Raw genomic sequence first — 25,037 nt, 5'->3', positions numbered from 1 at the left:
CGAATGGAGAGTGATCATTGTCCGACTTGCCAAATCACCATGCCTTGTTGCTGATTGCGCTGGCGCCGTTTGTGGCCGCCTTGTTCGCGCCATGGGTTAATCGGTTTGCCAAAGGAATCTCTGGCTGGATTTTGGCCACCGTGCCAGCTGCCATCTTTTTGGTGCTGACCACCTTTATCGGCGACATTGCAGAGGGGCAAACTAAGTCTTTCGCCATTTCGTGGGTGGATGGACGCTATTTCCACTTCCCCATCAATTTGAGTTTCTTTGTTGACGGCCTTTCGCTGCTCTTTGCGCTGCTTATTTCCGGCATCGGTACATTTATCGTCACCTATTCAGGTGGTTATTTGAACGGACACCGCCATCAGGGGCGGTTTTTCTCTTTCATTCTGATGTTCATGGGCTCCATGTTGGGCTTGGTGTTGGCAGACAACATCATCACCCTGTTCGTGTTTTGGGAACTCACATCCATCACATCATTTTTGCTGATTGGCTTTAATCACAATAAAGAGGCCTCGCGCCGCGCCGCTATTCAGGCGCTTGTGGTTACGGGCGGGGGCGGCTTGCTGCTCTTGTTCGGCCTATTGATGATTTTTGCTGTGAGCGGCCATAGCGAACTGAGCACATTGCTTACAGATCAAAATGTGCTGCGCGACAGCCCATTTTATCTGATGATTTTGCTGCTGGTGCTTGGCGGCGCCTTCACAAAATCAGCGCAAGTGCCTTTCCATTTCTGGTTGCCCAACGCAATGGAAGCGCCAACACCTGTTTCAGCCTATCTGCACTCTGCAACCATGGTGAAAGCGGGTGTGTATCTGCTGGCGCGGATGAGCCCTGTGCTCAACGGCACGGACCAGTGGAACCTGATCTTGCCAATATTTGGCGGCATCACCCTGATGACCGGCGCAATCATGGCGCTGCGGCAAACAGATATGAAGCAGATGTTGGCTTACACCACATTGGGCTCGCTCGGCATGCTGGTGATGCTGTTGGGTTTGAGCGAGAAGGTGGCTATTTTGGCGGCTATGCTGTTCTTGGTTGCGCACTCCTTTTATAAGGGCGGCTTGTTTATGGTGGTCGGCGCAATCGACCATGAAAGCGGTACGCGTGACCTGACAGAGGTCTCAGGCCTGCGTTACAAACTGCCATTCACCTTTATCGGCGCAGCACTTGCTGCTATCTCCATGGCGGGTTTCCCGGTTTCACTTGGCTATTTCGCAAAAGAAGAAATCTATTTGCTGTTTGGTCCAGAAAATATTTGGAGCATGGTGCTGGTTTTGGTGGCGCTTGTCGGCAATGGATTGATGATGGCCGCAGGTTTGGCCATTGCGATCAAACCATTCTTTGGTGAAAAGCTGGAAACGCCAAAATCACCTCATGAAGCGCCATTATCCATGATTTGGGGACCGATAATCCTTGGCGTGCTGGGCTTTGCTGCAGGATTTTACATCAGCGATGTTGGTGAAATCTTCTTCGCGCCTGCCGCAACGGCGGTCTACGCAAAGCTGGTTGAAACCCATCTGAAATTGCATTTCGACCCACTCTTGTTGGGCCTATCTGTTGGTACATGGATTGTGGGCGGCCTCGCATTTTATAAGCTCGACGCCATTCGCAGCTTCTTGCGTCGGGTGGCCAATGTTTGGCGCTGGGGGCCAGACCAAGGCTTCGATCAATTTATGTTCGGCCTGATCCGTTTCGCGGATGCCGTCACACGGTTCTTCCACCATGGTCGGTTGGAGTTTTATTTGATCCTTGTGTTTGTATGTTTGGCAGGGGCGTTGTTTGCGCCGCTGGTGATGCAAGATGCATTGCCAAACCTGCCAGCCTTCCCAAATCTGCGCTTCTATGAATGGGCGATCTTGGCCATCGCCGTAATCGGTTTGATCGCGGTGATCTTGGCAAAAACCCGCCTGGTGGCGATTGTGTCATTGGGCATTCAAGGCTTCGCGGTTGCCATCATCTTCTTGCTGTTTGGCGCACCCGATTTGGGCTTCACCCAGCTTATGGTGGAAACCTTGTCAGTGGTGATCTTGGCGTTGGTGATGACCCGCCTGCATCTGGATCAGCGCGACTCTCGGGTGTTGGAGGAAGCGGTGCGAGATGGGGCAATCGCCATTGTGTGTGGCTTTGGCTTCGTTGCGCTGTTGCTGGCGGTGCTCAGCGTCGAGCTGGACACAAGCCTGTCAGAATTCTTTATCGAAACAAGTGTGCCAATTGCGCATGGCCGCAACATCGTGAACGTCATTCTGGTGGATTATCGTGCACTTGATACGTTGGGCGAAATCTCTGTGGTGATGACAGCCGGGATTGCGATTTTGGCACTGATCGGCATCCGCGTCGGTGGCATAAAGCGTGGCATCGGGGCCGCCAAAAAGCGTGCGCCTAAACCACGTACGCCGAAAAAGACAATTGCCAGAAGCAAAGGAGCACGCGCATGAACACCGTGATCTTTAGAACCGTCGCGCCTTATCTGGCCGCACTGATGGTGCTCTTTTCCGTTTTCGTTTTGCTACGTGGCCACAATGAGCCGGGTGGGGGCTTTATTGGCGGTCTTATCGCCGCATCAGCCATCGCCATTTACGGCATCGCCGCTGGCGTGGATGAAGTGCGCAAAGCCTTGGTGTTCCACCCCATCGCTGTCGCGGGTCTTGGTGTTTTCCTCGCCGCTATCGCGGGCTTTATGTCGCTTTTCGTGGAAGCGCCATTTCTAAAAGGCCTGTGGCTGTTTCTCGAATTGAGCGACGGCAGCGAGCTCGCACTGTCCACCCCCATGCTGTTCGACATTGGGGTTTACCTCGTGGTGGTGGGAGCCATTTCCTCCATCGCGTTGGCGCTGGAAGAAGATGAGGAGACACGCTAATGGAAATCGCACTTTCGTTTCTCATCGGCCTGTTTTTTACCGTGGCCATTTATTTGCTGTTGTCCCGCTCTTTGATCCGCATGCTGTTGGGCATCGCGATCATCGGTAACGGCGTTAACTTGCTGATCTTCACCATTGGTCGCGTCACCCGCGAGGTGCCACCTATCGTGCCAAGTGGTGAATATGCGCCGCTGGAAACAATCGCCAATCCGTTGCCGCAAGCCTTGATCCTTACAGCGATTGTGATCGGCTTTTCACTATTTGCCTTCCTGCTGGTGCTGACCTATCGCGCCTATCAGGAATTGGACGCAGACAATACAGACACAATGCGTGTGGCAGAGCCTGAGGATAGCCCTCGGCCACCACTGAGCTATTAGGAGAGTTCGATGGCAGGAAGCGCGTCGACGCCAAAAAATTTAGATTTGCCACCCGCAATGATTGAGGGCGTCACCTCAGTTGCAGATTGGGTGATTGTGTGGCCCATCGCATTGCCTATGCTGGGCGCAGCGGTGCTGCTTATGGCGCGGAAGCGCCCCGAATGGCAGGCGCCTTTTGCCTTTGTGATTTTGCTGGCCACCTTGGTTGCCAATTTCATGCTCTATATGCGGGTGCAGGCTGAAGGCCCATTGACCATGACCATGGGTAACTGGCTACCCCCTTATGGCATCAGCCTCACAGCAGATGCGTTGAGCGCCTTGTTCTCCTTGGTCAGCGCCTTCATCTTGTTGATTGTGGTTCTGTTTGTGCAGTCAGAAGTGGAAACACGCGAAAACAAATATGGCTACCATTCTTTGTTATTGCTGTTGCTCACTGGCGTATCCGGCGGCTTCCTGACAGGCGATTTGTTCAACCTTTATGTTTGGTTCGAAGTGATGCTGATCGCATCATTCGGCCTATTGATCATCGGTGGACGCAAAATTCAGCTTGATGGTGCGGTTAAATATGGTTTCTTGAACTTCCTCGCGACCACATTTTTCCTGATCGCCATCGGCTTCCTATACGGCCTTGTAGGCACATTGAACATGGCTGATATCGCACTTAAAGCGCCGCAAGTGGAAAGCGGCGCGATCTATGCGGTGGCTGCTCTGTTCTTCCTCGCTTTTGCGATGAAAGGTGCTGCATTTCCGCTGAATGCCTGGTTGCCCGCATCTTACCACGCGCCCGACCCGGCAGTATCAGCTGTTTTTGCAGGCCTGCTCACCAAAGTAGGTGTGTATGCGCTGGTGCGGACGCACTTGCTGCTGATCCCACAATCACACGCGCAATTGCAATTGGTGATGGAGGTCGTAGCGGCCTTTACGCTGATCCTCGCACCACTTGGCGCCATGGCGCAAACCAATGCGCGCCGTGCACTTGGCTTTTTGGTCGTAGGCGGCATCGGCGCCATGTTGGCTGGCCTTGCCATTGGTTCGCCAACCGGTGTGTTTGGCCTCGCGGCATATGCAGTGAACTCTATGCTGGTGATGACCGCGCTATATTTGGTTGTTGGCCTTGTGGAGCGCATGGGCGGCACAAGCGATATTCGCAAGTTGGGCGGGCTTTATCGCGCCAATAGCTGGCTTTCCATTCTGTTTATCGTGCTGGTGTTTGCTGTGGCGGGCTTGCCGCCATTCCTCGGCTTCTGGCCAAAAATGATTTTGGTGCAAGCAGGTGTTGAAGTGGGCAATTTCTGGCTGGTAGCCTTTATCTTGCTCAACTCTATTCTCACCTCAATTGCAGGCACGCGCCTTTGGGCGCACATTTTCTGGCGTGATGGTCGCGAAGGGGCAAACTCCGAGCAGATTAACGAGCGGATACGTCCGCTCACAACGCGCGCCAAAGTTTGGGGGCTACTGCCCGCAGGTGCGTTGGTGGCCTTTATCGTGGTTGCTGGCCTTGTGCCTCAACCCTTGTTTAAAGCCGGGGCAACCGCCGCCTTTGCCATTTACGAGCCAGCCGAATATGTTGGCTCTGTGTTTGGTAGCCTTTCAGCGGCAGAGGAGTAAGCCATGACACTATTGCTTATATCAGTGCTTTTGGCCCTCACATGGGCCGCAATTACAGGCACATTCTCACTTGGAAACCTGATCCTAGGTTTTGTGATTGGTGGCATGTCCTTGTGGGTGATCCGCCTGCAAGTGGGACAAGCGCAATTGCTGCGCAAGATCCCGAAAATCTTGTCCCTCGCGGCATTGTTTTTGTATGAGTTGCTGATGAGTGCGATCAAAGTTTTGATCCTTGTGCTCTCACCCAACATGCATAAAAAGCTTCAGCCAGCCATCATCGCTTTCCCCTTGAAAGCTAAGTCAGATGCGGAAATCACCTTGCTCGCCAATTTGATTACCCTGACGCCGGGCACGTTGAGCGTGGATGTATCACCAGACCGCTCTAGCCTTTATGTGCATGCACTGGAAATGCCTGACAAAAAGAAGATGATCAAAGATATCGCCAATGGCTTTGAAGCCAAGATTATCGAGGTGTTTGAACAATGATTAGCGGCGTAGAATTCCTAGAACTCGCGATCAATATCGCCTTAGGATTGCTCAGCCTCGCTTTCCTATTTGTCTTGGTGCGCATCCTGCTTGGTCCCACCTTGCCAGATCGTATTTTGGCGCTTGATATGTTGCTCACCATTGGCATTGGTTACATCGCGGTGATCGCCATTAAAACGGGTTATGCCTTGTATCTCGACATTGCCATCTCGTTGGCACTTGTCGGCTTTTTGGCCACCGTGGCATTTGCCCGCTTTGTGTTGCAACGCTGGAAAATCCGTGCAGAGCGACTTGAGCATGAAACCTTGGAAGGGGAGGCGCAAAAATGATGCATGAAATTCTTTCTTATGCCGTTGGCATCTTTCTCATCATCGGCGGCATCTTCTCGCTTGCCGCGGCCATTGGCTTGCTGCGCCTGCCAGATCTTTACACCCGCATGCACGCCGCCTCAAAGGCTGGCACTTTAGGTGCGGGCTTCGGTTTTCTTGCTATTGCTTTGGCCTCTCTGGAAGGCTCAGTTGTGCTGCGGGCATTTGCCGGCTTTATCTTCTTGCTGCTCACCGCGCCAATATCTGCACATCTTTTGGCCCGTGCCGCATATTTTGCAGGCTATAAACCTGCGAAAGTTACGAAAATTGATGAAATGGACCCAAAATAAACTTGGCGAAATTTTGGCGAATTGTCGCAGTTTGTAAGAAAAAATATGCAACTTTAGCCAGTTTGTTGGTTGCATTTTCTACTTTTGCATAATATCAAAGTGTTAAATATTAGCATGTGCTAAGATAGAAGCAATCTGCAGGAAATGGTTAAATAATGAACGAGCAACAAGATAATAATCAAGTTGAGCTTAAATCTGAAATTATTGAACTAAGCACAGATATCGTAAGTGCTTACGTGTCAAACAATGCTGTGAGCCAAGCAGACTTGCCCAAATTGATTGCTGATGTGCATGCAACTTTGGCCGGATTGGCCACAAGCCCAACTGAAGCAGAGCAGGAAAACCGCAAGCCAGCGGTGCCAGTGAAGAAATCAATTACACCTGATTACATCATCTGCCTTGAAGATGGCAAGAAGTTCAAATCATTGAAGCGCCACTTGCGCACGCATTATGATTTGTCACCTGAAGAATATCGCGAAAAATGGGGCTTGCCGAGCGACTATCCAATGGTTGCGCCAAACTATGCGGCAGCACGTTCTCGCTTGGCCCGCGAAATGGGCTTGGGGCGTAAAGCAGGAAAATAATCTGTTTTTAGCGCAGAATTTTTAAGAGGCTGGCTTCGCGCCAGCCTTTTTTGTGCACTATTTTAGGTTGCATTTGCCTAATGGGTTAATCGGTTTAACGCATTGAAAATATTACGATAACACCGCTAATCGTTAATTTTGACTTAATAAACTTATCCCCGGTGGTTCCAACTCAGGTTATAGGAATATATACCTATAATTGGGAAAGATCATGCATATTTATCAAATTTACAGCTTTAACATGCGGGTCGAAACTGACCTAAACCCTACAACTCTAGAGCTTTTGAAAAAAGACTTCGAAGCACAATTTGTACTTAATCTCGTCGCGTCTGCGCGGCAGGTGCATATTTCTGAACTGCTCGGCCCGGCCCGTGGTGATTTTAACATTTGCCTTGCACGGCAAATGGCTATGTATCTCACCAATGTGGTGTTGCCACGCTCGCTTACCTATACCGGTGCACTTTTTGCGCGGGATCGGCGTACAGTCTCTTACGCCTGCGGCCGCATTGAGGATTTGCGAGAGCAAAAGAAGTTTGAGCGCGCAATGAGCTGCCTCGAACGAACATTATTGATTGCGCTTAACAATCAAGCTCAATTTGCGGAGTGCGGGTGATGCAACAGATCAAACGACAAGTGCGATTTGTCAGCCTGCTCCACAAGGGTGGGCAAGTTGAAGAATGTGGTCAGCTTCATAGAGTGCACCATCGCGCGCAAAAAGCCTCTTTAGAGGCCCATATTGTTGATGCGTTGGTCAGCCAAGGCGTGCTGCAGCGCAGAAAGCAAGTGTTGCAGACCACCAGCGACGCATCGAATTGGCTGCGACGTCAGAAATTATGGTTGGCACAGCCTGATCCCGGTGCACCGCAAATGGATGCAGTTCAATCTGATCTAACCAAACTGCCGCAAGTCGGCAATGGTCAACTCAACCGACTGTTTAGCCGCAATGCGAAAAAAGCGATATTGTCCGCCGACCACATTTTAGCCGCCCATAGACTGGAACGATTGATTGAGCGGGCCATGCTGATGCCGAAAATCACGCGGGATTATCGCGATTTAAGCATGAGCCTTGGGCAATCTAAGGGTAGTGGCCAACATGATATTAGCGATATGGCGGCTGACGCCCGCAAAGAACTGGCACGCTTGTACCAGCAATTGCCCCCTGATTGCATGAGTGCTTTGATGGATATTTGTGGGTTTGGCAAAGGTCTGCAAGAAATTGAAGCGACACGCAACTGGCCGCGCAGAAGCGCCAAATTGGTGGTCAAAATTGGCCTGGATCAATTAGGCGCCATTTGGGGCATCGGCGAGTTGGCTTCGCCACACTGGTCTAAACAGATCAGCTAGACGATTGGCGGTTGCGACTTAACCCGCTGCCGCCAATGATTCCACCCGTTTGATCATGGCTTTAAGCCCATTCGCGCGCTGGGTGGTCAAATGTTCTTGCAGCCCGATAGCAGCAAAATCGCGCTGTGCATCAAGTTCGGCAATCTCGCTGGCGCTGTGTCCAGAAAAATATGCGATAACAATTGCCACAAGACCCTTCACGATCATCGCATCGCTATCGCCATGTAAAACAAGTACATCTTTGCCATCGCGATTTTCAAATTCCGGCAACAGCCAAACCTGAGACACGCACCCTTCAACTTTGTTGGCAGGGACATAGGCGCTTTCATCTAGCGCGGGCAGGGACTGGCCTAGTTCAATGACATATTTATAGCGATCTTCCCAATCGTCCAAAAATTCAAGATTTTCTTTAATCTCATCAAATGTCATGGCGCACTCCTTGTCCTCGATTTGATAGCTAAATCAAACTGGTTTGGCCAGACGCACACATAAAAAAAGAGCCGTGGCACCCGGGGAAGGTGCACGGCTCAGAATAAGACCGCATTTTGGAGTAGCATCGGGGAAGTGATGCGGTCTTTTATTCAGTTAACCTGCCCAATCTGGACGTGGTGGCGGCACGGGAAATGTAGCCATTCCATCAAATTGTACAGGCTCAGTAACTGGCTTGGAGGCCAAAGCACTGGCAACAACAAGGGTCTTTACGCTGTTGCAACCAATATCGGTACAGTCGAGCTGATCTGCATTTTGAACCACAAATTCGGAGGCGCTATTCACAGCGGCACTCGCCAAAGCCTTCCCGGCCTGCTCGGGTTCAAAAGCAAAAGGTTTGATCACCAAAAATCCGATCACGAGCCAGAATGAACTGCGCAAGATAAACATTATGGCCCCCTTATTTTCCCGACTTAAAAACTCATTGAAGCCAATCTATCCAACAGCTGTAAAACCCAGATGCAGAATTTCGATAAAATTTTAATCAAATTTGATCGGTGCTGCGAAAGCTGCTTTGGAACTTACCTTTTTGTGTGTCGTTGCACCCTGAGCAGGGCAATATTTCATAGCTTTATCACTGGCATATTCGCCAAAAGCTTTGCGGCTAAACCGACGTCAAACTAGCGGAAGATGATTCATGCTCGATTGGATTTTCGCCCATAGCCAATTTATCAACTCGGCCATTAATTTGGCCATGCTACTGGTGTGGATTGGCTATCTGCAAATTTTCATCTCGAGCTATCAGCGCCAAACGCGCTCAAAAATTATGATCACGCGAAGTGGTGTCGATAATCTGCAGTCACGTTGCTTGGTCTGCAATATGAGCTCAGAAGCAATTTATCTTTTAAGTCTGATGATTGAACTGGAAACAGAAGATGAGCGAAAAAGTTATCCGATCACGGAAATAGAAGGGTTTGAGAAATGGGAAAAACCGTCTGACATTGATCTTTGGACACGGCAAGGTCCGCTGGATGCTGGCAAGGTGCGCGACATGGGCTCATTTGAAGAGATGATAATCCATGCGCTTGGCTATGCCAGTGATGAGGAGGCGCCAGATGAAAAAGACTGGCCTGCCATTGATCGTGTAGAAGTAAAGGTGATCGCCAGTTATGGCTCTGAAAACCTTCCAGTGGGAGCGGGACGAAGATTCGATGTGCAGCAAACTGATCGCGGACTAGTGCTGCGTCCACATGCGGCTGAAGCACGGCAAATCCGCTCTCGACGTGAGCGCAAGGAGCTCAGAACATTGCTGGAGGATATGCGTGCGTCATAGCCGCCCAACATATTGAAAGCATAGATTTTTTGTGCGGAGTAAAGCCACTTGCGTTTGTTTAGAAATGCTAAATGAGCAAACAACACTTTGTTTACCACACTAGATAAAAGTGTCTCTAATTCTGCTGATTTCCACTTCGTTTGATCATGCGTTTAAGACCCATTTAGATTCTTATGAGCATGGTGGAGCCAATCAAAAATTGGCATCAAGCGGAAATGTAATGCGTAATCCCTTGACCATGATACAAGAGGCGTATCGGTCACCCCAAAATGGGGCAGTTAATGGCAGTGTTGACGAGTTGCGACAGCGCGTCATCCAAACCAATGCGATATTCGGATTGGTTTTGGTGGCGTTAGCGATTCCTGTCGCGGCCATTATGTCTGTACGCTACGAAACGCAACTCATTTTACACGCAATCCCACTCGCCATTGGCTCTTTGCTGTCTTGGCAGCTGGCGCGCATGGGCAATTTGCGCTGGGCGCTTATCTTGCAGCTGTTGGCGCTCAACGGGCTTGGGCTTTGCGTAACCTTGTTGGACAGTGGCGCAAGTGCGACCGGTTTGATCATCAGCACCGTAACCGCGCTTTATGGTTTTCTGCTAGGTGAAAGCAAAACTAGCCGCCAAACAGTGATCATTTCTGCGGCGACAGTGGCAATTCAATTGCTTTGGATTGCAGCAAATTGGGGCGTCGTTACACAGGTTGCTGTACCTGTTGTTGATGTGACCATCTTTTATGTCATGATTCCACTGAGCTTTGTGGCCGTGGCTTTGGCGCGCTTGCGCCAAGCATATTATGCCCACTCAAAAGCGCAGATGCGTGCGTTCAAACATTTGGTTGAAAGTGTGCAGGATGCAGTTGCACGCTATTCCACCGAAGGTGAATTGACCTATCTATCACACACTGCTGAAAGCTTTTTCGGTTGCAAACGCTATGAGCTGGCGGGTAACCGCTTTGTTGAGCGTATTCACGTGTTGGATCGGCCAATTTATCTGAAGGCGCTTGATGAAGCGCGGGTGCATGGCACACCACGCAGCGTTGAAATGCGCATGCAATGTGTACGCAATGAGCAATATAACTTCATCTGGGTTGAAGCCTCTTTGTCTCCAGTTCAGGAAACTGAGCATGAAGAAGGTCGCTATGAGGTGATCGCAATTTTGCGGGACATCACTGAGCGCAAAGACCAAGAGGTCATCACGCAAAAAGCGCATTTGGCAGCCGAACAGGCCAACCAGTCCAAATCACGCTTTTTGGCGACCATTGGCCATGAGCTGCGCACACCGTTGAATGCCGTTGTGGGGTTCTCCGATATGATGCTGAGCGATATTGGTGGTGAACTGACCAAGGACCATAAGGAATATGTGTCTTTGATACGCCAAAGCGGCACGCACTTGCTAGATACAGTGAACATGCTGTTGGACATGTCCAAAATTGAAGCTGGCAAGTTTGAGCTGCAAACCAGCGCTTTGGAACCTGCTTCATTGATCGAGCCATGTTTCGCCATTGTCGCTAGTGCGGCGCAAGCCAAAAACATCACATTGGAAGCAGAAAAGGGCACGTACCTTCCGCCAATCATTGCGGATGAGCGGGCGTGTCGCCAAATTTTGATCAACCTGCTGTCTAACGCGATCAAGTTTAGCCCGGAAGGGGCGACCGTTAAACTGCGTGTGCGGCCAAAAGGAACACGCGTTGAATTCAGCGTGGTGGACCAAGGTATCGGGATTGCGCAATCTGACATTGAACGGATTGGCGAGCCCTTCTTCCAGGCGCATAACGGCTTGGCACGGCAATATGAAGGCACGGGCCTGGGCCTATCTATCGTGCAGGGCCTAACCGATCTGCATGGCGGTGAATTCAAGATCAAATCAACCTTGAATGAAGGCACCACCATGATTGTGCTGTTGCCATTGGATGGCACAAAAGCAGCCGTGGATGACGTGAGCAGCAATATTGAAGATCTGAGCGACTTGCAGTTCAAAGTGGAGGCGGAACGGGCCGCTGTTGAAGCTGAACAAGAAAAAGCCGCAAAAGTAAGCTAAGGGGACCGGGGAAATGAGCGCATATAGCGTAGGACATTCAGGAGACGAGCGAGATTTTCAAGGCATCAGCATGCAAGTTTTGAATGGCGCATGGACCTTTGTGCGCACCCATCCAACAAATACAATTTGCACAGTGCTTTTAACTGTTGGCATTGGCGTTTCTGCCTGGAACGCACTTTATGGCCAGCAAAACGTTCACCCTGCGCCATTTTGGGGGCAAACCGAAACATCAACTGCGCCTGCCGCGGTGAACCCGCCGGCAAGCGTGCCGCCATCACCTGTAGAGCGCGTGTCGCAGCAAACTCAGCCGCAACCTGCGCCAGTGACCGACAATGCCCCAACAAGCTCCATTTCGACGCAAACAAGTGTACCGCAACCAATTCCGGCAGAAGTGACGGGCAATCCAACAACGTTCCACATTCAAAAGAACTTGGCCAAGCTGGGCATTTTCAAAGAGAAAGTGGATGGCTATTACGGCCCGAAAACGGCAACCGCGATCCGTGCATTTGAAAGCCAATATGGGTTGGAATCAACTGGTGCAGTGAGCGAAGAATTGCTGACCAAGCTGGAAAATGTTGTTGCAGGCAATCGGAATGCAGCACCCGCTGCCACCGCCACACCAGCCACGAGCAATGATCCACTGGCGCAAATCGCCATGCGGGCTGCGGATGATGAACCGGCCAGCGCGCCGCAATCATTTTCCCGCGACTATGTGATCAAAATTCAAAAAGGGCTTTATTCGCTGGGCTTCCTTCAAGGCGCCATTGATGGGGTACCAGGGGCGCAAACGGAGCGCGCGATCCGCCAATTTGAAGTGTTCAATAATTACCGCGAAACAGGCCAAATCTCGCCTGAGCTATATGATATGCTGCTCGCGGCAAATGCCAGCTTCGACTAGATGAAGCGTTTACGTGCGGATCTTTGGGTGGCCGCCTTTGTGCGGCTACACACTCAACGCGGCAATATGTGCGTGATCCGCCAGCGTGGCGACGATATTGCAGGGCAGATTTGGATTGAAGTGGACCATCTCGATGGCACCACCAGCCTGTTTGTGCCTGCGATGCTGCTCGATTCCGACGGGCAGGAGCGCATGTTTGAACCGCGATTTGATCATGCAAGCCACCAAGAGGTGAATGCCCGCATCATGCAAGAGCAGGAGTTCGATCCCGACTTTTGGGTGATTAGCCTTGAAACCCGCGATCAAGACATTGGCCTAAACACGGGTGAGGCGAAAAGCTGAGCTTATTGCGCGTTGCGCAAGCGGCTAACTGCGTTGGCAGCCCGATCCAAAACATCTGAGCTCTGTGCGCGCTGTTTGGCGGCTGAAGCAGCAACCAATGTGCGGATGCTTTGGCGACCAGCAGGAATATGTTCTGCCTTTTTGTCCAAAGCATTTAGCTCCACATCGCCACGCCATAGTGACAGGATAAATACCATCGCCTCAGGCTTTAGATGTTGGAACAAATGCGCATATTGCTTCAAATCTTTTGAATTGTCGCGATCGCGCGAGCTGGCATGGATGAGAACCTTCAACCCGTCCTGTGCGCTACATCCAAATGCACGTAGCACCACAAACAAAGCCGCGCCACTCACATCATGGGCGATCTCACCGCATTTCAACTCGTCCAAACCAGTTACCTGCGTAAGCAAGCGTGTCACTTTGGGACGTTGATTCTTCGAAAGCAGCTTCATCATTGCCTGCGTGAACTCGCTGGTGGCGACTGAAATATGCTCGAAGGTACGGTGCATAGGTGTTTGGGGAATCTCGCGATTCTCAAACGCGGCCAAAACTTTGATGCGGTCGGCTTCTTTGAGATCAAAGAAAGCGTGGAGAAGATAAGCCTTATCAAAATCCTCACGCGCGGCGAGGGACCAGGCTACCTTTTGATCCATACCCGCAGCCTTGGAAATGGCGCGAAGGTAAGGGCCTTTGAATTCAATAGAAGGGTTTGCCGCCAAAGCCCGGTAAACTTTGCGGCTGTTGATTGGGAACAATGTTGCCACCAACCTGCTGCTCAGGTTCGGGCGTGCCGCGATTTTCGCAATCTGATCCGCATCATTCTTGGCAATAATGGACAGCAACACATCATCAGACACATCTTCGGCTTCCGCGAGGAATTGATCCACATCCTCACCAATATTGTCCATAACGAGTCGCTCAAGCATTGGCGAGAGGTAAGGTGCCTTTGTTAACTTCAAGGCAGCGCGGGTGCGGGCCTCCGATTCGGCCGATGGAAACAGCCGTTCTGCCAATGCTTCGAATTGTTGTAGCTCTGCATAATCGGGTTTTGGCCGTTGGGCAAAAGCGTCGCAAGCCGCCACCAGCAGGGTGTTTGCGCGTTCTATCCCGCCATTCTCGATTAACAATTTAAACGTTTCGTAGGGTTGGAAGCCGATCATTTCTTGCCTGATTTTACCAAAGTGGGTCAAAACAAATCACTTCCCCACTTTTTTCATTAATTCGTTAGCAGACTATTAACCTTGACGATTTCTTAATCATTTTTGCGCAAACATTAACATGTTCGTATTTCCGAAGGTGAATATCGAGAGCTTTATGACAACATAGACACAGTTTTTTTGAAGAGGCCCCCCATGGGGAAAGTATTATTTTTTCAACCGCAACGCAGAATTTCGCGCAACCATAAGATGGTCATGAACGCGGAAAATATCGTAATTTTTCCAGGTGTACGTTATGAACGAGCCAGCAGCGCAAGTGAGAAAAAACGCCGGAAAAACAAGGTGCGTAAGCCGCACTAAAGCAGCTGCGTTGTTTACATTGTTGGTGCCAGTTTTGGCGTTAGGCGCGTGCGCTCGCCCCGTGGGTGATTTTGGTCGTGCAGAAGACAGTGTAATTCATGATGAGATTTTGCCACGCGTTGGTGCCATGGCGGCAGACCAGCGCGGCGAGCCTGTTTCGCGGTTTATATTGACCGACGAAGAAAAACTGATGCGCAATCGCGTTTGGCGATTCTTAATTGCACCCCATGCAAATGATTGGATGTTTGATGCTGCGGTGGAGCTGCAGCGCACTCGGCTAACTGAGCCAACCGATCTGAATTATACGACTGACCGCTATTACACCCATCTGCGCTTGTCAGATTACCGTTCAACAAACACACGCTATGTAACCATCGCTGAAGACGCGACCACCGATTTGAAAACGGTGCCGGGCACCTTCCACGCAATTTGCGAGGTGATGGAAATTGAGCGCCGCCGTTCAGTGGCCTTGCAAGGGCTTTACCCGAACAATGACGCGGTGCGCAAAGAAGTCAAAGCGCGTGAGTTCGAAAATGCCAACGTGATCGCATGGTTCACGCGTGCTTTGGACTATCGCTACAAAAGCTATGATGTTGCGCTGAACCGTTTGCTGGTGGAAACACCACACCAAGAGGCAGGCTTATCCAACGTGGCATTGAACCGTTTGGCTGTGTTCGTTGACCGTGCAAAGCGCGGCGAGTTCTGTGATCCATTCACAGATCAAACCTATACAGCACATCAGGAATTGCCTGCACTGCAATCTCGCTATGAGAATATGGACTATGACCGTCCAGCAGAAGCTGAGATTCTTAAATAGCTGCGTCGTGCGTGCAGCTAATCTGTTCTAACGCTTCATTGTAACGTGGCCGCAAGGGTTCATGCTCAGGCCAAAGGCGCACAATTGCGGTGAGCTGATTGCTTGGCGCGTTCACAATGAGAAAACCTTGGCCGATTTCCAAACCTTCTTCAGCAAGCAAGCGAGACTGGGCAGGGTTAAATACGCCAATTTTAATCTCATCACCACTGCCTGCGCGGCTGGTGGTTGAATAGATCACCCGGCCATCACGCGCGGCAATGGCAATCGACCAGAAGCTATGTGGCAGCTTGCCGTCAATGAAGATGGGGCCGCGGGCCAAGTCAAACTGACAAACGCCATAGGCGAGGGCAGGGTCGAGCTGCAATGCGCTGGCCAAATCCTGCTCGTCCTGATCAAGAGCGACAAAAGCCTGATCGGGTGCAATGCTGGCCAATCGCGACCATGCATCGCGTTCTGCATAGCTGGGCAAAAGCAAAATCACGCTGAGGTGGATAATGCCACCTAAAATCAAACCTGCTAAAACCCAAAGTGCCAACCGAACCATCAACAGGCCTCCAAATTAAGTTGAGGCAGATCGATCTCCTCAGAACCTAAACTGGAGAAGGCGTTTGTGTCATAAAGTGTGAGCAGCAACTCAATGTTGCGCAATCCGTCAGTATTGATCCAATTGCCGGGCTGGACTTTTGGCGCAATGGCAAGGCGTAATTCGCCCAATGACCCATATTGCATGCTACCGCTATCCACATGGCCAAAAACTTGCTGATTTGCAGGGTCGCGTACCTGCAAGGTCCAAAGCGCATGATTGGGCATATTGCCGGATAGGACATATTGGCATTGACCATTCAGAGGCTCACCAGCTCCGTCTTTTTGCGCAAAAAACTGCACGCCTTCGCCTTTGCCGAGCGGCAACATGCCTTGGCGGGCAAGATGCGCGCGGGCATATGGATCAATTTGAGCAGTGCCCAAATCTGGCCAGCCAGACCATACGCCATATTGGGTGGCGGTTAGCTCGCGGCCATCCTCAAGGCTGAAATAGCTAAGGCCAAATCCAACGCCCAAGGCGGTGATCACCAGAATAATCGGATAAAGAATTTGCCTCACTGCCCAGACGCTCCTGACGCTGAACTGAGCGCAGCGTGACGTTGGCTGTTCGCGTCATTATCCGCTTCAATTGAATTGTGCAATTGATCAAACAACTGATTCAATTGACGCAGCTTTTCGCCCGCATCTGGTGTTAGCGATGGTGGCCGTTGCAACACCTGCTCCCCATCTTCACCTACGCCATCTGCAGGAATAACGGGATCTTCAATGCGGGTAAATTGTGCCCCCGGCAAATCTTTGATGTCGATATTGGAATGGGCATAAGCCATGAACTTTTGCCACGTCTGCGCGGGCAGGCGACCACCGGTCAAATTGTTGGTTCGGCTGTAATTGTCGTTGCCATACCAAACAGCAGCTACATAATTGCCCGTATATCCGCAGAACCAAGCATCGCGATAGGATTGCGTGGTGCCGGTTTTGCCAGAGGCAGGTGTGCCGGGTACTTCGGCGCGCCGACCAGTGCCCGAGGTGACCACAGAGCGCAACATATCATTCATGCCCATAACAGTACGCTCGCTCAAAATGCGCTCTGGTGGTGGCTTATTGCGGGCGTCATATACCGTTTTGCCGCGCAAAGTGGTGATGCGGCTAATGCCATAGGCCTTGGCACGATACCCACCATTGGCAAAAACGGCGTAAGATGACGCCATATCAATCACGCTTGTGGAAATCACACCCAATGGCAACGAACGGGTGACGGGGAAGTCATTTTCAATGCCCATCTTATGGGCCAGCTCGGCAATCGGAGCGCGGCCAGTGGACTGAGAAAGTCGCACCGGCACTGTATTGATGGAGCGCATCAAAGCGTTTTTCAAGGTGACGCGGCCAGCATATGAACGGCCATAATTTCGTGGGCACCAATCGCCAATGCAAATTGGTGCATCTGAAATCACCGTGTCTGGCGAAAAGCGGCCTGTTTCGAGCGCGGTTGCATAAACAAATGGTTTAAAGGACGAGCCGGGCTGGCGCTCCGGATTGGTGGCGCGGTTGAACTGGCTTTTGCCATAGTCTGTGCCGCCAACCATGGCACGCACTGCACCGTTCGGTTCCAAAACAACCATTGAGCCTTCAGTTACGCGATAGGCTTGACCTTCTTCGCGAAGAATTGAGGTGACACTATCTTCCGCATGGCTTTGCAAAACGGGATCAATAGTGGTGCGCACCACAAAGCTGACCGAGTCCCGCTCATTCGCAACGAGGCGTTTCACATCTTCAAAAGCCCAATCTAGGAAATAATTGGGTGAGTTAATTTCATTGGTGCGTTCAATTGGTGTGGCGGGTGCGCGGCGGGCGGCGGTGACTTGCCCTTCAGTCAAAAAGCCTGCTTGCACCATGTTGGTGAGCACTTCATTGGCGCGGCCGCGGGCTGCGGCCAAATCCACATGCGGTGCATATTTCGTGGGGGCTTTAAACAGACCAGCCAACATGGCCGCTTCCGCCAAAGAGATATCTTGCACCTTCTTGCCGAAATAATATTCGGAAGCCGCTGCAACGCCAAAGTTGCCGCCGCCCATATAGGCGCGGTCAAAATAGAGCTTGAGAATCTGATCTTTGGTGTAATGCGTTTCGAGCCAAAGCGCGAGAAACGCCTCCTTGATCTTCCGTTCAAATGTACGCTCAGAACTTAAGAACAGGTTTTTCGCCAATTGTTGGGTGATGGATGAACCACCTTCAACCACCGAATTCGCGCGCACATTGGTGATCATCGCCCGGGTGATGCCCATCAAATCGATGCCGAAATGGTCGTAAAACCGTCTATCTTCAGTCGCAAGAGCTGCTTGCACCATATAGGTGGGAAGCGTTTCGAGCGGCACTGAATCGTCCGTGCGGATGCCGCGGCGGCCAATTTCATTGCCAAAACGATCAAGGAAAATAACGGAATAATCTTCCGCTTGGTTGAACTCGCCACTGGCGGTGGCGTAAAACGAGGGCAGGGCAAGCGCTGTCATCAACACAAGGCCCATAGCGAAAAAGCTGAGGCCATCTGACACCAGCTCAACAATCAAACGGCGAAACCCGGTGACCCGGAATTTGGCCATGATGTCGCTGAAAGTTTGATAGCCACGGCCCAAGGATTGGAAAAAGTCGTACAGCGATGAATCCAGCCACGCGTCAAACCGAATAAATTGGGACGCCTTTTTACGCTTGGTTTTTGTATAAAACGGATCTTGCACTGATTCACCACTCAGTAAATTTGCTGCTTAGACCTCAAAAAGATGCTAAGCGCTTGCATACAAAGCACAGACATAACATATGTTGGCGCGTTTTGGAGTAAAAACACAGGTGAAATACCATGAATTTTTGGGAAGAAAAAACTCTAGATGAAATGAATGATCAAGAGTGGGAATCCCTGTGTGATGGCTGCGCACGCTGCTGTTTGATCAAATTAGAAGATGAAGATACGGGCCAAATCGTCACTTCTAATGTGCATTGCAAGCTGATGAACACCGATGATTGCAGCTGCACCCAATATATGGAGCGCCAAAAATTAGTGCCCGATTGCATTAAGCTTACACCGCAAAATGTGCGTGAAATCAAATGGATGCCCGTAACGTGCGCCTATCGTCGTTTGCTGGAAGGCAAGGGGCTGGCATGGTGGCATCCGCTAATTTCGGGCACACGCGAAACCGTACATCAAGCAGGTATTTCTGTGAGAGGTCGCGCGGTGAGCGAAGAGTTTGTGGCGGAACATGAATGGGAAGACCATATTGTGGGCTGGCCAGAATTTGACCCGACTGAGGAACCAGATAGCGGTCAATAGCGTATATACTGAAAGCCATAAGGGAGCCGACGACCATGTTAAAATCATTTGGAGATGAAATTTGGACCGTCGATGGCCCTCAAATCAAGGCAGCGGCCGGCTTTCACTATCCCACACGCATGATCATTATCCGCCTGGCGGATCAAAGCCTTTTTGTGTGGTCACCGATTGAGCTGACCCCTGAATTGCGGGAAGCGGTGAACGGCATTGGCGAAGTGCGATATCTGATCGCCCCAAACAGCTTGCACCATACCTATTTGATGGACTGGCACCACGCCTATCCACTCGCGAAAATCTATGCCGCGCCTGGCTTGCTGGCAAAGCGAAAAGATATTCGATTTGATGGCGTGCTGGCTGACACGCCAAATCCCGAATGGGCAGAACAGATCGATCAGGTTGTGATGGACGGCAATGCGATCACCAAAGAAGTGGTTTTCTTTCACCCGAAAAGCAGCACAGTGATTTTCACCGATCTTCTGCAGCAAATGCCAACAGACTTTTACAGCGGATGGCGCAAATTTGTCGCCAAACTGGACTTGATGACAGATGATCGACCGCAAGTGCCGCGCAAATTTCGTTTGGCTTTCACCAAAAAAGATTTAGCACGGCAGGCACTTAAGAAAATCCAATCTTGGCCAGCAGAGAAAGTGCTAATGGCGCACGGCACACCCGTGGAGCAAGACGGCAAAGCCTTTATCGAAAAAGCTTTTGCCTGGCTGAAATAAGAAAATATGCAGATTATAGGAAAATAGTCCTTGACTATGTGACGCTGATTTGATAGTGTTTGCATATGGTCGAAGAAGTGCGGCCAACAAGGTTGAAACAACCGAACATAATTGATGAGATTGTATACCCGCCCCGCAAAGGCGGGTTTTTTATTGGGAAATTGCATTGAAACTTAGCGAAGCTGAATGGGCTGCAATCAAAGAAGCCTATGAGGCCAGCAATGTGCGCGTTGTTGAGATTTGCGCCTCATACGATATCTCCCCTGCAACGTTTTACGCCTATGCCCGTCGCAACAATTGGGCGAAGCGTAATCATCACAAGCAGAAACCCAAAGAACGGGATTTTCGTGCACGCTTGGCTGCGCTTTTGGATTTGAAACTTGATGCTTTGGAAGCTGATCTAACCCATGTGAAGGCCGCCGACTTAACTGCAATTGCCAATTTGCTAAAGCTGTTCGACAAGTCGACGGAGAAGCCAGTAGCAGATGATGCTGGGCAGCACATGCAGCCAGAACAAGTTGCCGCGATGCGCCAACGCATTTTGAACCGGATCGACGCCCTGCGCGACAATGCAAAATAGCGACCTCATTGCCGAGCTGAGCGATGCAGAAGTGCAAGCGCTTTATCATGACTGGCGATTTTGGGCGCGGCCCGATCAAGTGGCGCCTGATGGCAATTGGCTGACCTGGCTGATGCTCGGCGGTCGCGGCGCGGGCAAAACCCGGGCCGGGGCCGAATGGGTGCGCGAAAAAGCGCTGGGCCTCAACCAAAAAGCGGCAAGCCCGATTGCCTTGGTGGGCGAAGACATTGCCGATGCGCGGGCCGTGATGATTGAAGGGGTATCTGGCTTGCTCGCCATTCACCCCACCGACCAACAGCCCGTTTTTCATAAGTCGCGCGGCGAATTGGAATGGCCGAATGGGGCGGTGGCGAAGCTGTTTTCAGCGCACGATCCAGACGCCTTGCGCGGCCCTCAATTTGCAGCGGCTTGGGCTGACGAGTATGCCAAATGGCCTAATCCGCAAATCTGTTGGGACATGTTGCAGTTCGCCTTGCGTCTGGGAGATGCGCCGCAACAAATGGTGACCACGACACCGCGACCGATCCCGGCGCTGAAAAAACTGATGCAAGACAAAAACTGTGTGGTGACCCGCGCCAGCACAAGCGATAATGCCGCCAATTTGGCCCCGAATTTCTTTTCAACGGTCACTGCCCATTATGCGGGGACGCGATTGGGACGGCAGGAACTGGATGGCGAAGTGCTGGAGGCGGCGGAAGGTGCTTTATGGCACCACGCGCAGTTCGATGAGCTGCGGGCAGCAAGTCCGGCACAATTTGATCGCGTGGTTATCGCGATCGACCCACCAGTGACCAGCCACAAGCACTCTGACCAGTGTGGCATTGTGGTGGCCGGGCAAGTGGGTGAAGTGACCTATGTGCTGGCCGATCTATCGTTTCAGCCGGCACCAGCGCTGCAATGGGCCCGCAAGGTGATCCACGCTTTTGACCAGTTTGATGCTGATCTGGTGGTTGCGGAAACCAATCAGGGTGGCGATTTGGTGGGGCTGAACCTTAAACAATTGGTGCTTAACCTGCCGATCAAGCAAGTGCGGGCGCACCGGAGTAAATATGCAAGGGCGGAACCCGTAGCTATGCTTTACGAGCGCGGTCTGGTGCGCCATGTGGGCGACCTGCGGCATTTAGAGGATGAAATGTGCGCCTTTGCGCCGGACCAAACTGGACAGGGGTCACCAGACCGGATGGACGCATTGGTGTGGGCCATCACAGAACTGGCTTTGGGCACAGACGCACGACCGCGCATTCGCAATTTTTAGAATTTAACGGAGACATTCCATGGCTTTATGGTTCGACCGCTTGCGCGGTCGAGGGCACGGTGCTGCGCCGGAACAAAAGGCGCAAGGCACTGGCTTTATCACGCTGATGCGGCAGCAATCAGCCAAATGGTCAGGCAGAAATTTTGCTGCTCACGCCAAGCTGGGCATGATGGCGAACCCGATCGCCTATCGGGCGGTGCGCCTGATTGCGGAAAGCGTGTCGCGTGTGCCGCTTGAACTGGTGCAACAGGACAAGAAACTGGCGGATCATCCCGCACTCACACTGCTCAAACGCCCAAATGGTGAGACAAGCTGGCCCGATTTTGTGGAAGAGCTGACCACCTATCTGATGTTGGCGGGCAGCGCGTATGTGGAGGTTGTGCGGGTGGACGATCACGCTCAACTCTTCGTGCTGCGACCCGACCGGGTGACGCCGCTGATCGGTAAGGATGGCTGGGTAAATGGCTACCTCTATGAAGTTGACGGTCATAAGCGCAAAATCAAGCTGGAGGGCGCGCAAGGGCGCACCGTGTTGCATTTGAAGCAGCTGCATCCGCTAAGTGATCATGGCGGCTTACCGCCAGCCGCGGCGGCAATGCAGGCAATTGAAACCCACAATACGGCGTGCGATTGGCACAAGGCGCTGCTGGACAATGCGGCGCGGCCCTCCGGGGCGCTGGTCTATAGCGCACAGAACGGCAATTTGAGTGATGAACAATTTGCGCGGCTCAAAAGTGAGTTGGCAGATGGCTTTCAGGGCGCGGCAAATGCCGGGCGCCCGATGGTACTGGAAGGCGGGTTGGACTGGAAGTCCATCGGCTATTCGCCCCGTGACATGGATTTTCTGGCCGCGAAAGACAGCGCGGCGCGGGACATCGCCACAGCCTTCGGCGTGCCGCCCATGATGCTGTGCCTGCCAGGCGACAACACCCACGCCAATTACCGCGAGGCCAACCGCGCCTTTTGGCGGCAAACCATTATCCCCTTGCTGACACGACTATGTGCGGCGATGGGGCCTTGTCTCAGTGAGCATTTTCAAGAGCCGTTCGAAATTATCCCGGATTTTGACTCTGTCGAGGCCATCGCCAATGAGCGTATGGCCCGCTGGACACAGATTGACGGGCTGAACGCGCTGACCGACCAGGAAAAGCGCGAACTGATGGGCTTTCGCCCACAAAAACATGAAGGGGAGGACAATGAGTGAACTCACATCAACCATCATTGAACGCGGTGATCTGGCGCATTTAGCGCTTTTTTTATGGGCAAGCGGTGCCTCGACATTGCTGGTGTGGAACATGCGGCAACTGGCCGATGCCCACCGGCGGTTCAACATGTTTGTGCAGGAAATCGCAGCCCTGAATCGACTTTTCAAAAACGGGAGCTAAACATGCATTTTTTAAAGACATTTTTTAATTCATTGCGTAGCCAGCGCGTCCATGGCGAAGAGGCGCAACAGATTTTCCGCCAGTTTGCGCAAACGCTGATGGTGATCAAATCGCGTCGCCAATCGCCCCGCTTGCGCAAGGTGGCGAGCCATTGAGCGCCAGCATTTTGATTGATGGCAATGGCCGATTTGAAGGCTATGCCAGCCTGTTTGGCAAAATCGATCAGGGCGGCGATGTGGTGATGCCGGGCGCATTTGCAAATAGCTTGAAAAAGCGACCCGCCAGCCAAATTCGCATGTTGTTTCAGCACGACTCTAAAGAGCCCATTGGGCGCTGGCTGGAAGTGCGCGAAACCGAAATCGGCCTAAAAGTACGTGGCGAACTTACCGCCACGGTACCGCGCTCTGATGCGCTAGCCGCACTGATTGAGCATGGCAGTCTGGACGGTCTCTCCATCGGATTTCGCACAATCAAAGCGGCACGATCCCAAGCGGCAAAGCCACGTCGATTGCTGGAAGTTGACCTTTGGGAGATTTCAATCGTGACCTTTCCCATGTTGGCCAGTGCCCGCATCCAGCCTCCAAAACTTGCGCGGCAATTGCGCCGGGCTAGTCAACTTTTTGCCTCCAATATCTAAAGGATGATCAATGAAGAACAATTCCATCCCGGAACTTGAAATCAAAGCCCATACGGGCGGCGCAGATGATGGATCTGTGAGCGCCATGTTTGATGAATTTATGGGTGCCTTTGAAGAGTTCAAATCAACGAATGACCAGCGGTTGAACGCGCTGGAAAAGCAACGCGAAGATGTGTTGCTTGACCAAAAGCTCGACCGATTGAACGCAGCGATGGATAGCCAGAAACAGGCCATGGATCGCATGGTTGCGAAAAACTTGCGTCCAGCATTGGGGCAAAAAGATATGCCGCTGGAGCGCGATGGCGAATATAAAGATGCCTTTGCCGCCTATGTACGCAAGGGCGAAGAAAAATCGCTTTCCATTGGCTCGAACCCAGATGGTGGTTATTTGGTGCCGGACGAGACCGATAGCGAAATCACGCGCCGTTTGACAGCTATTTCCCCGATCCGTGCCATTGCTAGTGTGCGGCAAGTTTCGTCAGCGATTTATAAAAAGCCGGTCTCCATCACTGGGCCAGCCGTTGGTTGGGTGGGCGAGAGCGATGCGCGGCCAGAAACCAACAGCCAGACTTTGGCCGAAATTGAGTTTCCGACAACCGAGCTTTATGCGATGCCTGCGGCCACCGCCAGCTTTTTGGATGACGCGGCGGTGGATGTCGAGCGCTGGATTGCCGACGAAGTGGAAACGGCTTTCGCTGAACAAGAAACCACAGCTTTTATCACTGGCGATGGCGTGAAAAAGCCCACAGGCTTTTTGTCTGTCCCGCAAGTGGCCGAGACCAGCTGGAGCTGGGGAAACATCGGCTACAATGTGACGGGCGTTTCGGGCGATTTGCCTGCTGCGGATGAAAGCGATGTGCTGATTGATCTCGTCTATACCCTCAAAGCTGGCTATCGCCAGAATGCAAGTTGGCTGATGAACCGTACAACACAGGCGGCCTTGCGCAAGCTTAAGGATGCCGATGGCAATTATTTGTGGCAACCCGCGACGCAGCCGGGCGGTAACGCCAACTTTATGGGGTTCAATCTGGTGGAAGCCGAAGACATGCCGGACATTGCCGCAGATTCCACCCCAATTGCTTTTGGCGATTTCCGACGTGGCTATCTAATTGTCGACCGACAAGGTGTGAACGTGATCCGCGATCCATTTTCCGCCAAGCCTTATGTGCTGTTCTACACCACAAAACGTGTCGGCGGCGGCGTGCATGATTTTGATGCCATCAAGCTGCTGAAATTCGGCACCGTGTAATCGACGCCTGATCTCTCCCTCCCAAACTGGCCGATCTTCGGATCGGCCTTTTT

At 51.8% G+C, this 25,037-nt stretch carries 30 protein-coding genes; 24 read left to right on the top strand and 6 right to left on the bottom strand.

Going from position 1 to position 25,037, the window contains the following annotated elements; genetic code table 11:
* Positions 1-17 precede the first annotated feature (17 nt).
* The 10 genes from ATL17_RS09160 to ATL17_RS09115 all read left to right on the top strand — a co-directional run bounded on the left by ATL17_RS09160 (position 18) and on the right by ATL17_RS09115 (position 7,917).
* Positions 18-2,438, top strand: coding sequence for a putative monovalent cation/H+ antiporter subunit A (locus ATL17_RS09160; RefSeq protein ID WP_246028674.1), 2,421 nt, complete (start codon positions 18-20; stop codon positions 2,436-2,438).
* Positions 2,435-2,860, top strand: a complete 426-nt coding sequence (locus ATL17_RS09155) for a Na+/H+ antiporter subunit B (protein WP_133572506.1) — start codon at positions 2,435-2,437, stop codon at positions 2,858-2,860. The genes ATL17_RS09160 and ATL17_RS09155 overlap by 4 nt, the downstream gene beginning before the upstream one ends.
* A complete protein-coding gene (locus tag ATL17_RS09150) occupies positions 2,860-3,237 on the top strand; it encodes a Na+/H+ antiporter subunit C (RefSeq protein WP_133572505.1) in 378 nt (125 codons plus the stop codon). The genes ATL17_RS09155 and ATL17_RS09150 overlap by 1 nt, the downstream gene beginning before the upstream one ends.
* A 9-nt stretch (positions 3,238-3,246) precedes the next feature.
* Entirely contained in the window at positions 3,247-4,845 is a 1,599-nt protein-coding gene (locus ATL17_RS09145; RefSeq protein WP_133572504.1) for a Na+/H+ antiporter subunit D, read from the top strand.
* Positions 4,846-4,848: 3 nt separating this feature from the next.
* A complete protein-coding gene (locus ATL17_RS09140) occupies positions 4,849-5,331 on the top strand; it encodes a Na+/H+ antiporter subunit E (RefSeq protein WP_133572503.1) in 483 nt (160 codons plus the stop codon).
* On the top strand, positions 5,328-5,660 hold the full coding sequence (locus ATL17_RS09135) for a cation:proton antiporter (RefSeq protein ID WP_133572502.1): 333 nt from the start codon (positions 5,328-5,330) through the stop codon (positions 5,658-5,660). Before ATL17_RS09140 ends, ATL17_RS09135 begins: the two co-directional genes overlap by 4 nt.
* Complete coding sequence (gene mnhG, locus ATL17_RS09130) at positions 5,657-5,989, top strand: monovalent cation/H(+) antiporter subunit G (RefSeq protein ID WP_133572501.1); 333 nt, start codon at positions 5,657-5,659, stop codon at positions 5,987-5,989. Before ATL17_RS09135 ends, mnhG begins: the two co-directional genes overlap by 4 nt.
* A 155-nt stretch (positions 5,990-6,144) precedes the next feature.
* The gene (locus tag ATL17_RS09125) at positions 6,145-6,573 is read left to right on the top strand and encodes a Ros/MucR family transcriptional regulator (protein ID WP_133572500.1); all 429 of its coding nucleotides are present in this window, start codon (positions 6,145-6,147) and stop codon (positions 6,571-6,573) included.
* Between the two features lie 211 nt (positions 6,574-6,784).
* Complete coding sequence (locus ATL17_RS09120) at positions 6,785-7,186, top strand: helix-turn-helix domain-containing protein (protein WP_133572499.1); 402 nt, start codon at positions 6,785-6,787, stop codon at positions 7,184-7,186.
* Positions 7,186-7,917 carry a DUF6456 domain-containing protein gene (locus ATL17_RS09115; protein WP_133572498.1) on the top strand — a complete coding sequence of 244 codons (732 nt, stop codon included), beginning with the start codon at positions 7,186-7,188 and terminating at the stop codon, positions 7,915-7,917. Before ATL17_RS09120 ends, ATL17_RS09115 begins: the two co-directional genes overlap by 1 nt.
* An 18-nt stretch (positions 7,918-7,935) precedes the next feature.
* Here the strand turns inward: ATL17_RS09115 and ATL17_RS09110 are convergent, their stop codons facing one another.
* Together ATL17_RS09110 and ATL17_RS09105 are read right to left on the bottom strand one after the other, a co-directional pair.
* The gene (locus ATL17_RS09110; protein WP_133572497.1) at positions 7,936-8,346 is read right to left on the bottom strand and encodes a SufE family protein; all 411 of its coding nucleotides are present in this window, start codon (positions 8,344-8,346) and stop codon (positions 7,936-7,938) included.
* A gap of 156 nt (positions 8,347-8,502) precedes the next feature.
* A complete protein-coding gene (locus ATL17_RS09105) occupies positions 8,503-8,796 on the bottom strand; it encodes a hypothetical protein (RefSeq protein ID WP_133572496.1) in 294 nt (97 codons plus the stop codon).
* Between the two features lie 247 nt (positions 8,797-9,043).
* Between ATL17_RS09105 and ATL17_RS09100 the strand changes: the two genes are divergently transcribed.
* The 4 genes from ATL17_RS09100 to ATL17_RS09085 all read left to right on the top strand — a co-directional run bounded on the left by ATL17_RS09100 (position 9,044) and on the right by ATL17_RS09085 (position 12,957).
* Positions 9,044-9,679 carry a hypothetical protein gene (locus tag ATL17_RS09100; protein WP_133572495.1) on the top strand — a complete coding sequence of 212 codons (636 nt, stop codon included), beginning with the start codon at positions 9,044-9,046 and terminating at the stop codon, positions 9,677-9,679.
* A gap of 220 nt (positions 9,680-9,899) precedes the next feature.
* Positions 9,900-11,717: a PAS domain-containing sensor histidine kinase gene (locus ATL17_RS09095; protein WP_133572494.1), complete on the top strand. Its 1,818-nt coding sequence runs from the start codon at positions 9,900-9,902 to the stop codon at positions 11,715-11,717.
* A 13-nt stretch (positions 11,718-11,730) separates the two neighbouring features.
* The gene (locus ATL17_RS09090; RefSeq protein ID WP_133572493.1) at positions 11,731-12,615 is read left to right on the top strand and encodes a peptidoglycan-binding domain-containing protein; all 885 of its coding nucleotides are present in this window, start codon (positions 11,731-11,733) and stop codon (positions 12,613-12,615) included.
* Entirely contained in the window at positions 12,616-12,957 is a 342-nt protein-coding gene (locus ATL17_RS09085; protein ID WP_133572492.1) for a DUF1491 family protein, read from the top strand.
* 2 nt (positions 12,958-12,959) lie between these two features.
* On the opposite strand, the gene ATL17_RS09080 is transcribed toward ATL17_RS09085, so the two are convergent.
* A complete protein-coding gene (locus tag ATL17_RS09080; protein WP_133572491.1) occupies positions 12,960-14,117 on the bottom strand; it encodes a DUF2336 domain-containing protein in 1,158 nt (385 codons plus the stop codon).
* 292 nt (positions 14,118-14,409) lie between these two features.
* On the opposite strand from ATL17_RS09080, the gene ATL17_RS09075 reads away from it, so the two are divergent.
* Positions 14,410-15,291 carry a hypothetical protein gene (locus ATL17_RS09075; RefSeq protein ID WP_133572490.1) on the top strand — a complete coding sequence of 294 codons (882 nt, stop codon included), beginning with the start codon at positions 14,410-14,412 and terminating at the stop codon, positions 15,289-15,291.
* Here ATL17_RS09075 and ATL17_RS09070 read toward each other — a convergent pair.
* Genes ATL17_RS09070 through ATL17_RS09060 form a run of 3 tightly spaced genes read right to left on the bottom strand, consistent with a single transcriptional unit; the run spans position 15,284 to position 18,566 of the window.
* A complete protein-coding gene (locus ATL17_RS09070) occupies positions 15,284-15,835 on the bottom strand; it encodes a DUF1254 domain-containing protein (RefSeq protein ID WP_133572489.1) in 552 nt (183 codons plus the stop codon). The genes ATL17_RS09075 and ATL17_RS09070 overlap by 8 nt on opposite strands.
* On the bottom strand, positions 15,835-16,392 hold the full coding sequence (locus ATL17_RS09065) for a DUF1214 domain-containing protein (RefSeq protein ID WP_133572488.1): 558 nt from the start codon (positions 16,390-16,392) through the stop codon (positions 15,835-15,837). The genes ATL17_RS09070 and ATL17_RS09065 overlap by 1 nt, the downstream gene beginning before the upstream one ends.
* A complete protein-coding gene (locus ATL17_RS09060; RefSeq protein WP_133572487.1) occupies positions 16,389-18,566 on the bottom strand; it encodes a transglycosylase domain-containing protein in 2,178 nt (725 codons plus the stop codon). The genes ATL17_RS09065 and ATL17_RS09060 overlap by 4 nt, the downstream gene beginning before the upstream one ends.
* Positions 18,567-18,685: 119 nt before the next feature.
* Between ATL17_RS09060 and ATL17_RS09055 the strand changes: the two genes are divergently transcribed.
* The 9 genes from ATL17_RS09055 (at position 18,686) to ATL17_RS09020 (ending at position 24,984) form a co-directional block, all read left to right on the top strand.
* Positions 18,686-19,153, top strand: a complete 468-nt coding sequence (locus ATL17_RS09055) for a YcgN family cysteine cluster protein (protein WP_133572486.1) — start codon at positions 18,686-18,688, stop codon at positions 19,151-19,153.
* Positions 19,154-19,188: 35 nt separating this feature from the next.
* Positions 19,189-19,878, top strand: a complete 690-nt coding sequence (locus ATL17_RS09050; RefSeq protein ID WP_133572485.1) for a DUF4336 domain-containing protein — start codon at positions 19,189-19,191, stop codon at positions 19,876-19,878.
* A gap of 166 nt (positions 19,879-20,044) precedes the next feature.
* On the top strand, positions 20,045-20,458 hold the full coding sequence (locus ATL17_RS09045; RefSeq protein WP_133572484.1) for a hypothetical protein: 414 nt from the start codon (positions 20,045-20,047) through the stop codon (positions 20,456-20,458).
* A complete protein-coding gene (locus tag ATL17_RS09040) occupies positions 20,448-21,713 on the top strand; it encodes a DNA-packaging protein (protein ID WP_133572483.1) in 1,266 nt (421 codons plus the stop codon). The genes ATL17_RS09045 and ATL17_RS09040 overlap by 11 nt, the downstream gene beginning before the upstream one ends.
* Before the next feature lie 19 nt (positions 21,714-21,732).
* A complete protein-coding gene (locus ATL17_RS09035) occupies positions 21,733-22,917 on the top strand; it encodes a phage portal protein (RefSeq protein ID WP_133572482.1) in 1,185 nt (394 codons plus the stop codon).
* The gene (locus ATL17_RS09030) at positions 22,910-23,098 is read left to right on the top strand and encodes a hypothetical protein (RefSeq protein ID WP_133572481.1); all 189 of its coding nucleotides are present in this window, start codon (positions 22,910-22,912) and stop codon (positions 23,096-23,098) included. The genes ATL17_RS09035 and ATL17_RS09030 overlap by 8 nt, the downstream gene beginning before the upstream one ends.
* A 2-nt stretch (positions 23,099-23,100) precedes the next feature.
* On the top strand, positions 23,101-23,253 hold the full coding sequence (locus tag ATL17_RS16920; RefSeq protein WP_166638974.1) for a hypothetical protein: 153 nt from the start codon (positions 23,101-23,103) through the stop codon (positions 23,251-23,253).
* A complete protein-coding gene (locus ATL17_RS09025; RefSeq protein WP_246028673.1) occupies positions 23,250-23,735 on the top strand; it encodes an HK97 family phage prohead protease in 486 nt (161 codons plus the stop codon). Before ATL17_RS16920 ends, ATL17_RS09025 begins: the two co-directional genes overlap by 4 nt.
* A 10-nt stretch (positions 23,736-23,745) precedes the next feature.
* Positions 23,746-24,984 (top strand): phage major capsid protein, encoded by a 1,239-nt coding sequence (locus tag ATL17_RS09020; protein WP_133572479.1) that lies wholly within the window; start codon positions 23,746-23,748, stop codon positions 24,982-24,984.
* Positions 24,985-25,037: the final 53 nt, after the last annotated feature.

This window comes from Maritalea mobilis (genome assembly GCF_004363175.1).
GTDB classification, from domain to species: Bacteria; Pseudomonadota; Alphaproteobacteria; order Rhizobiales; family Devosiaceae; genus Maritalea; species Maritalea mobilis.
Note: the sequence above shows the minus strand (reverse complement) of the source record. Positions and strands in the feature narration are given on the sequence as shown.

Excerpts from the sequence above, each read along its gene's own strand:
- ATL17_RS09120 (WP_133572499.1), top strand. The coding sequence starts at position 6,785 with ATGCATATTTATCAAATTTACAGCTTTAACATGCGGGTCGAAACTGAC.
- ATL17_RS09135 (WP_133572502.1), top strand. The coding sequence starts at position 5,328 with ATGATTAGCGGCGTAGAATTCCTAGAACTCGCGATCAATATCGCCTTA.
- ATL17_RS09085 (WP_133572492.1), top strand. The coding sequence starts at position 12,616 with ATGAAGCGTTTACGTGCGGATCTTTGGGTGGCCGCCTTTGTGCGGCTA.
- ATL17_RS09115 (WP_133572498.1), top strand. The coding sequence starts at position 7,186 with ATGCAACAGATCAAACGACAAGTGCGATTTGTCAGCCTGCTCCACAAG.
- ATL17_RS09075 (WP_133572490.1), top strand. The coding sequence starts at position 14,410 with ATGAACGAGCCAGCAGCGCAAGTGAGAAAAAACGCCGGAAAAACAAGG.
- ATL17_RS09095 (WP_133572494.1), top strand. The coding sequence starts at position 9,900 with ATGCGTAATCCCTTGACCATGATACAAGAGGCGTATCGGTCACCCCAA.
- ATL17_RS09105 (WP_133572496.1), bottom strand. The coding sequence starts at position 8,796 with ATGTTTATCTTGCGCAGTTCATTCTGGCTCGTGATCGGATTTTTGGTG.
- ATL17_RS16920 (WP_166638974.1), top strand. The coding sequence starts at position 23,101 with ATGCATTTTTTAAAGACATTTTTTAATTCATTGCGTAGCCAGCGCGTC.
- ATL17_RS09155 (WP_133572506.1), top strand. The coding sequence starts at position 2,435 with ATGAACACCGTGATCTTTAGAACCGTCGCGCCTTATCTGGCCGCACTG.
- ATL17_RS09080 (WP_133572491.1), bottom strand. The coding sequence starts at position 14,117 with ATGATCGGCTTCCAACCCTACGAAACGTTTAAATTGTTAATCGAGAAT.
- ATL17_RS09055 (WP_133572486.1), top strand. The coding sequence starts at position 18,686 with ATGAATTTTTGGGAAGAAAAAACTCTAGATGAAATGAATGATCAAGAG.
- mnhG (WP_133572501.1), top strand. The coding sequence starts at position 5,657 with ATGATGCATGAAATTCTTTCTTATGCCGTTGGCATCTTTCTCATCATC.
- ATL17_RS09070 (WP_133572489.1), bottom strand. The coding sequence starts at position 15,835 with ATGGTTCGGTTGGCACTTTGGGTTTTAGCAGGTTTGATTTTAGGTGGC.
- ATL17_RS09125 (WP_133572500.1), top strand. The coding sequence starts at position 6,145 with ATGAACGAGCAACAAGATAATAATCAAGTTGAGCTTAAATCTGAAATT.
- ATL17_RS09140 (WP_133572503.1), top strand. The coding sequence starts at position 4,849 with ATGACACTATTGCTTATATCAGTGCTTTTGGCCCTCACATGGGCCGCA.
- ATL17_RS09090 (WP_133572493.1), top strand. The coding sequence starts at position 11,731 with ATGAGCGCATATAGCGTAGGACATTCAGGAGACGAGCGAGATTTTCAA.
- ATL17_RS09020 (WP_133572479.1), top strand. The coding sequence starts at position 23,746 with ATGAAGAACAATTCCATCCCGGAACTTGAAATCAAAGCCCATACGGGC.
- ATL17_RS09035 (WP_133572482.1), top strand. The coding sequence starts at position 21,733 with ATGGCTTTATGGTTCGACCGCTTGCGCGGTCGAGGGCACGGTGCTGCG.
- ATL17_RS09145 (WP_133572504.1), top strand. The coding sequence starts at position 3,247 with ATGGCAGGAAGCGCGTCGACGCCAAAAAATTTAGATTTGCCACCCGCA.
- ATL17_RS09100 (WP_133572495.1), top strand. The coding sequence starts at position 9,044 with ATGCTCGATTGGATTTTCGCCCATAGCCAATTTATCAACTCGGCCATT.
- ATL17_RS09050 (WP_133572485.1), top strand. The coding sequence starts at position 19,189 with ATGTTAAAATCATTTGGAGATGAAATTTGGACCGTCGATGGCCCTCAA.
- ATL17_RS09040 (WP_133572483.1), top strand. The coding sequence starts at position 20,448 with ATGCAAAATAGCGACCTCATTGCCGAGCTGAGCGATGCAGAAGTGCAA.
- ATL17_RS09150 (WP_133572505.1), top strand. The coding sequence starts at position 2,860 with ATGGAAATCGCACTTTCGTTTCTCATCGGCCTGTTTTTTACCGTGGCC.
- ATL17_RS09110 (WP_133572497.1), bottom strand. The coding sequence starts at position 8,346 with ATGACATTTGATGAGATTAAAGAAAATCTTGAATTTTTGGACGATTGG.
- ATL17_RS09030 (WP_133572481.1), top strand. The coding sequence starts at position 22,910 with ATGAGTGAACTCACATCAACCATCATTGAACGCGGTGATCTGGCGCAT.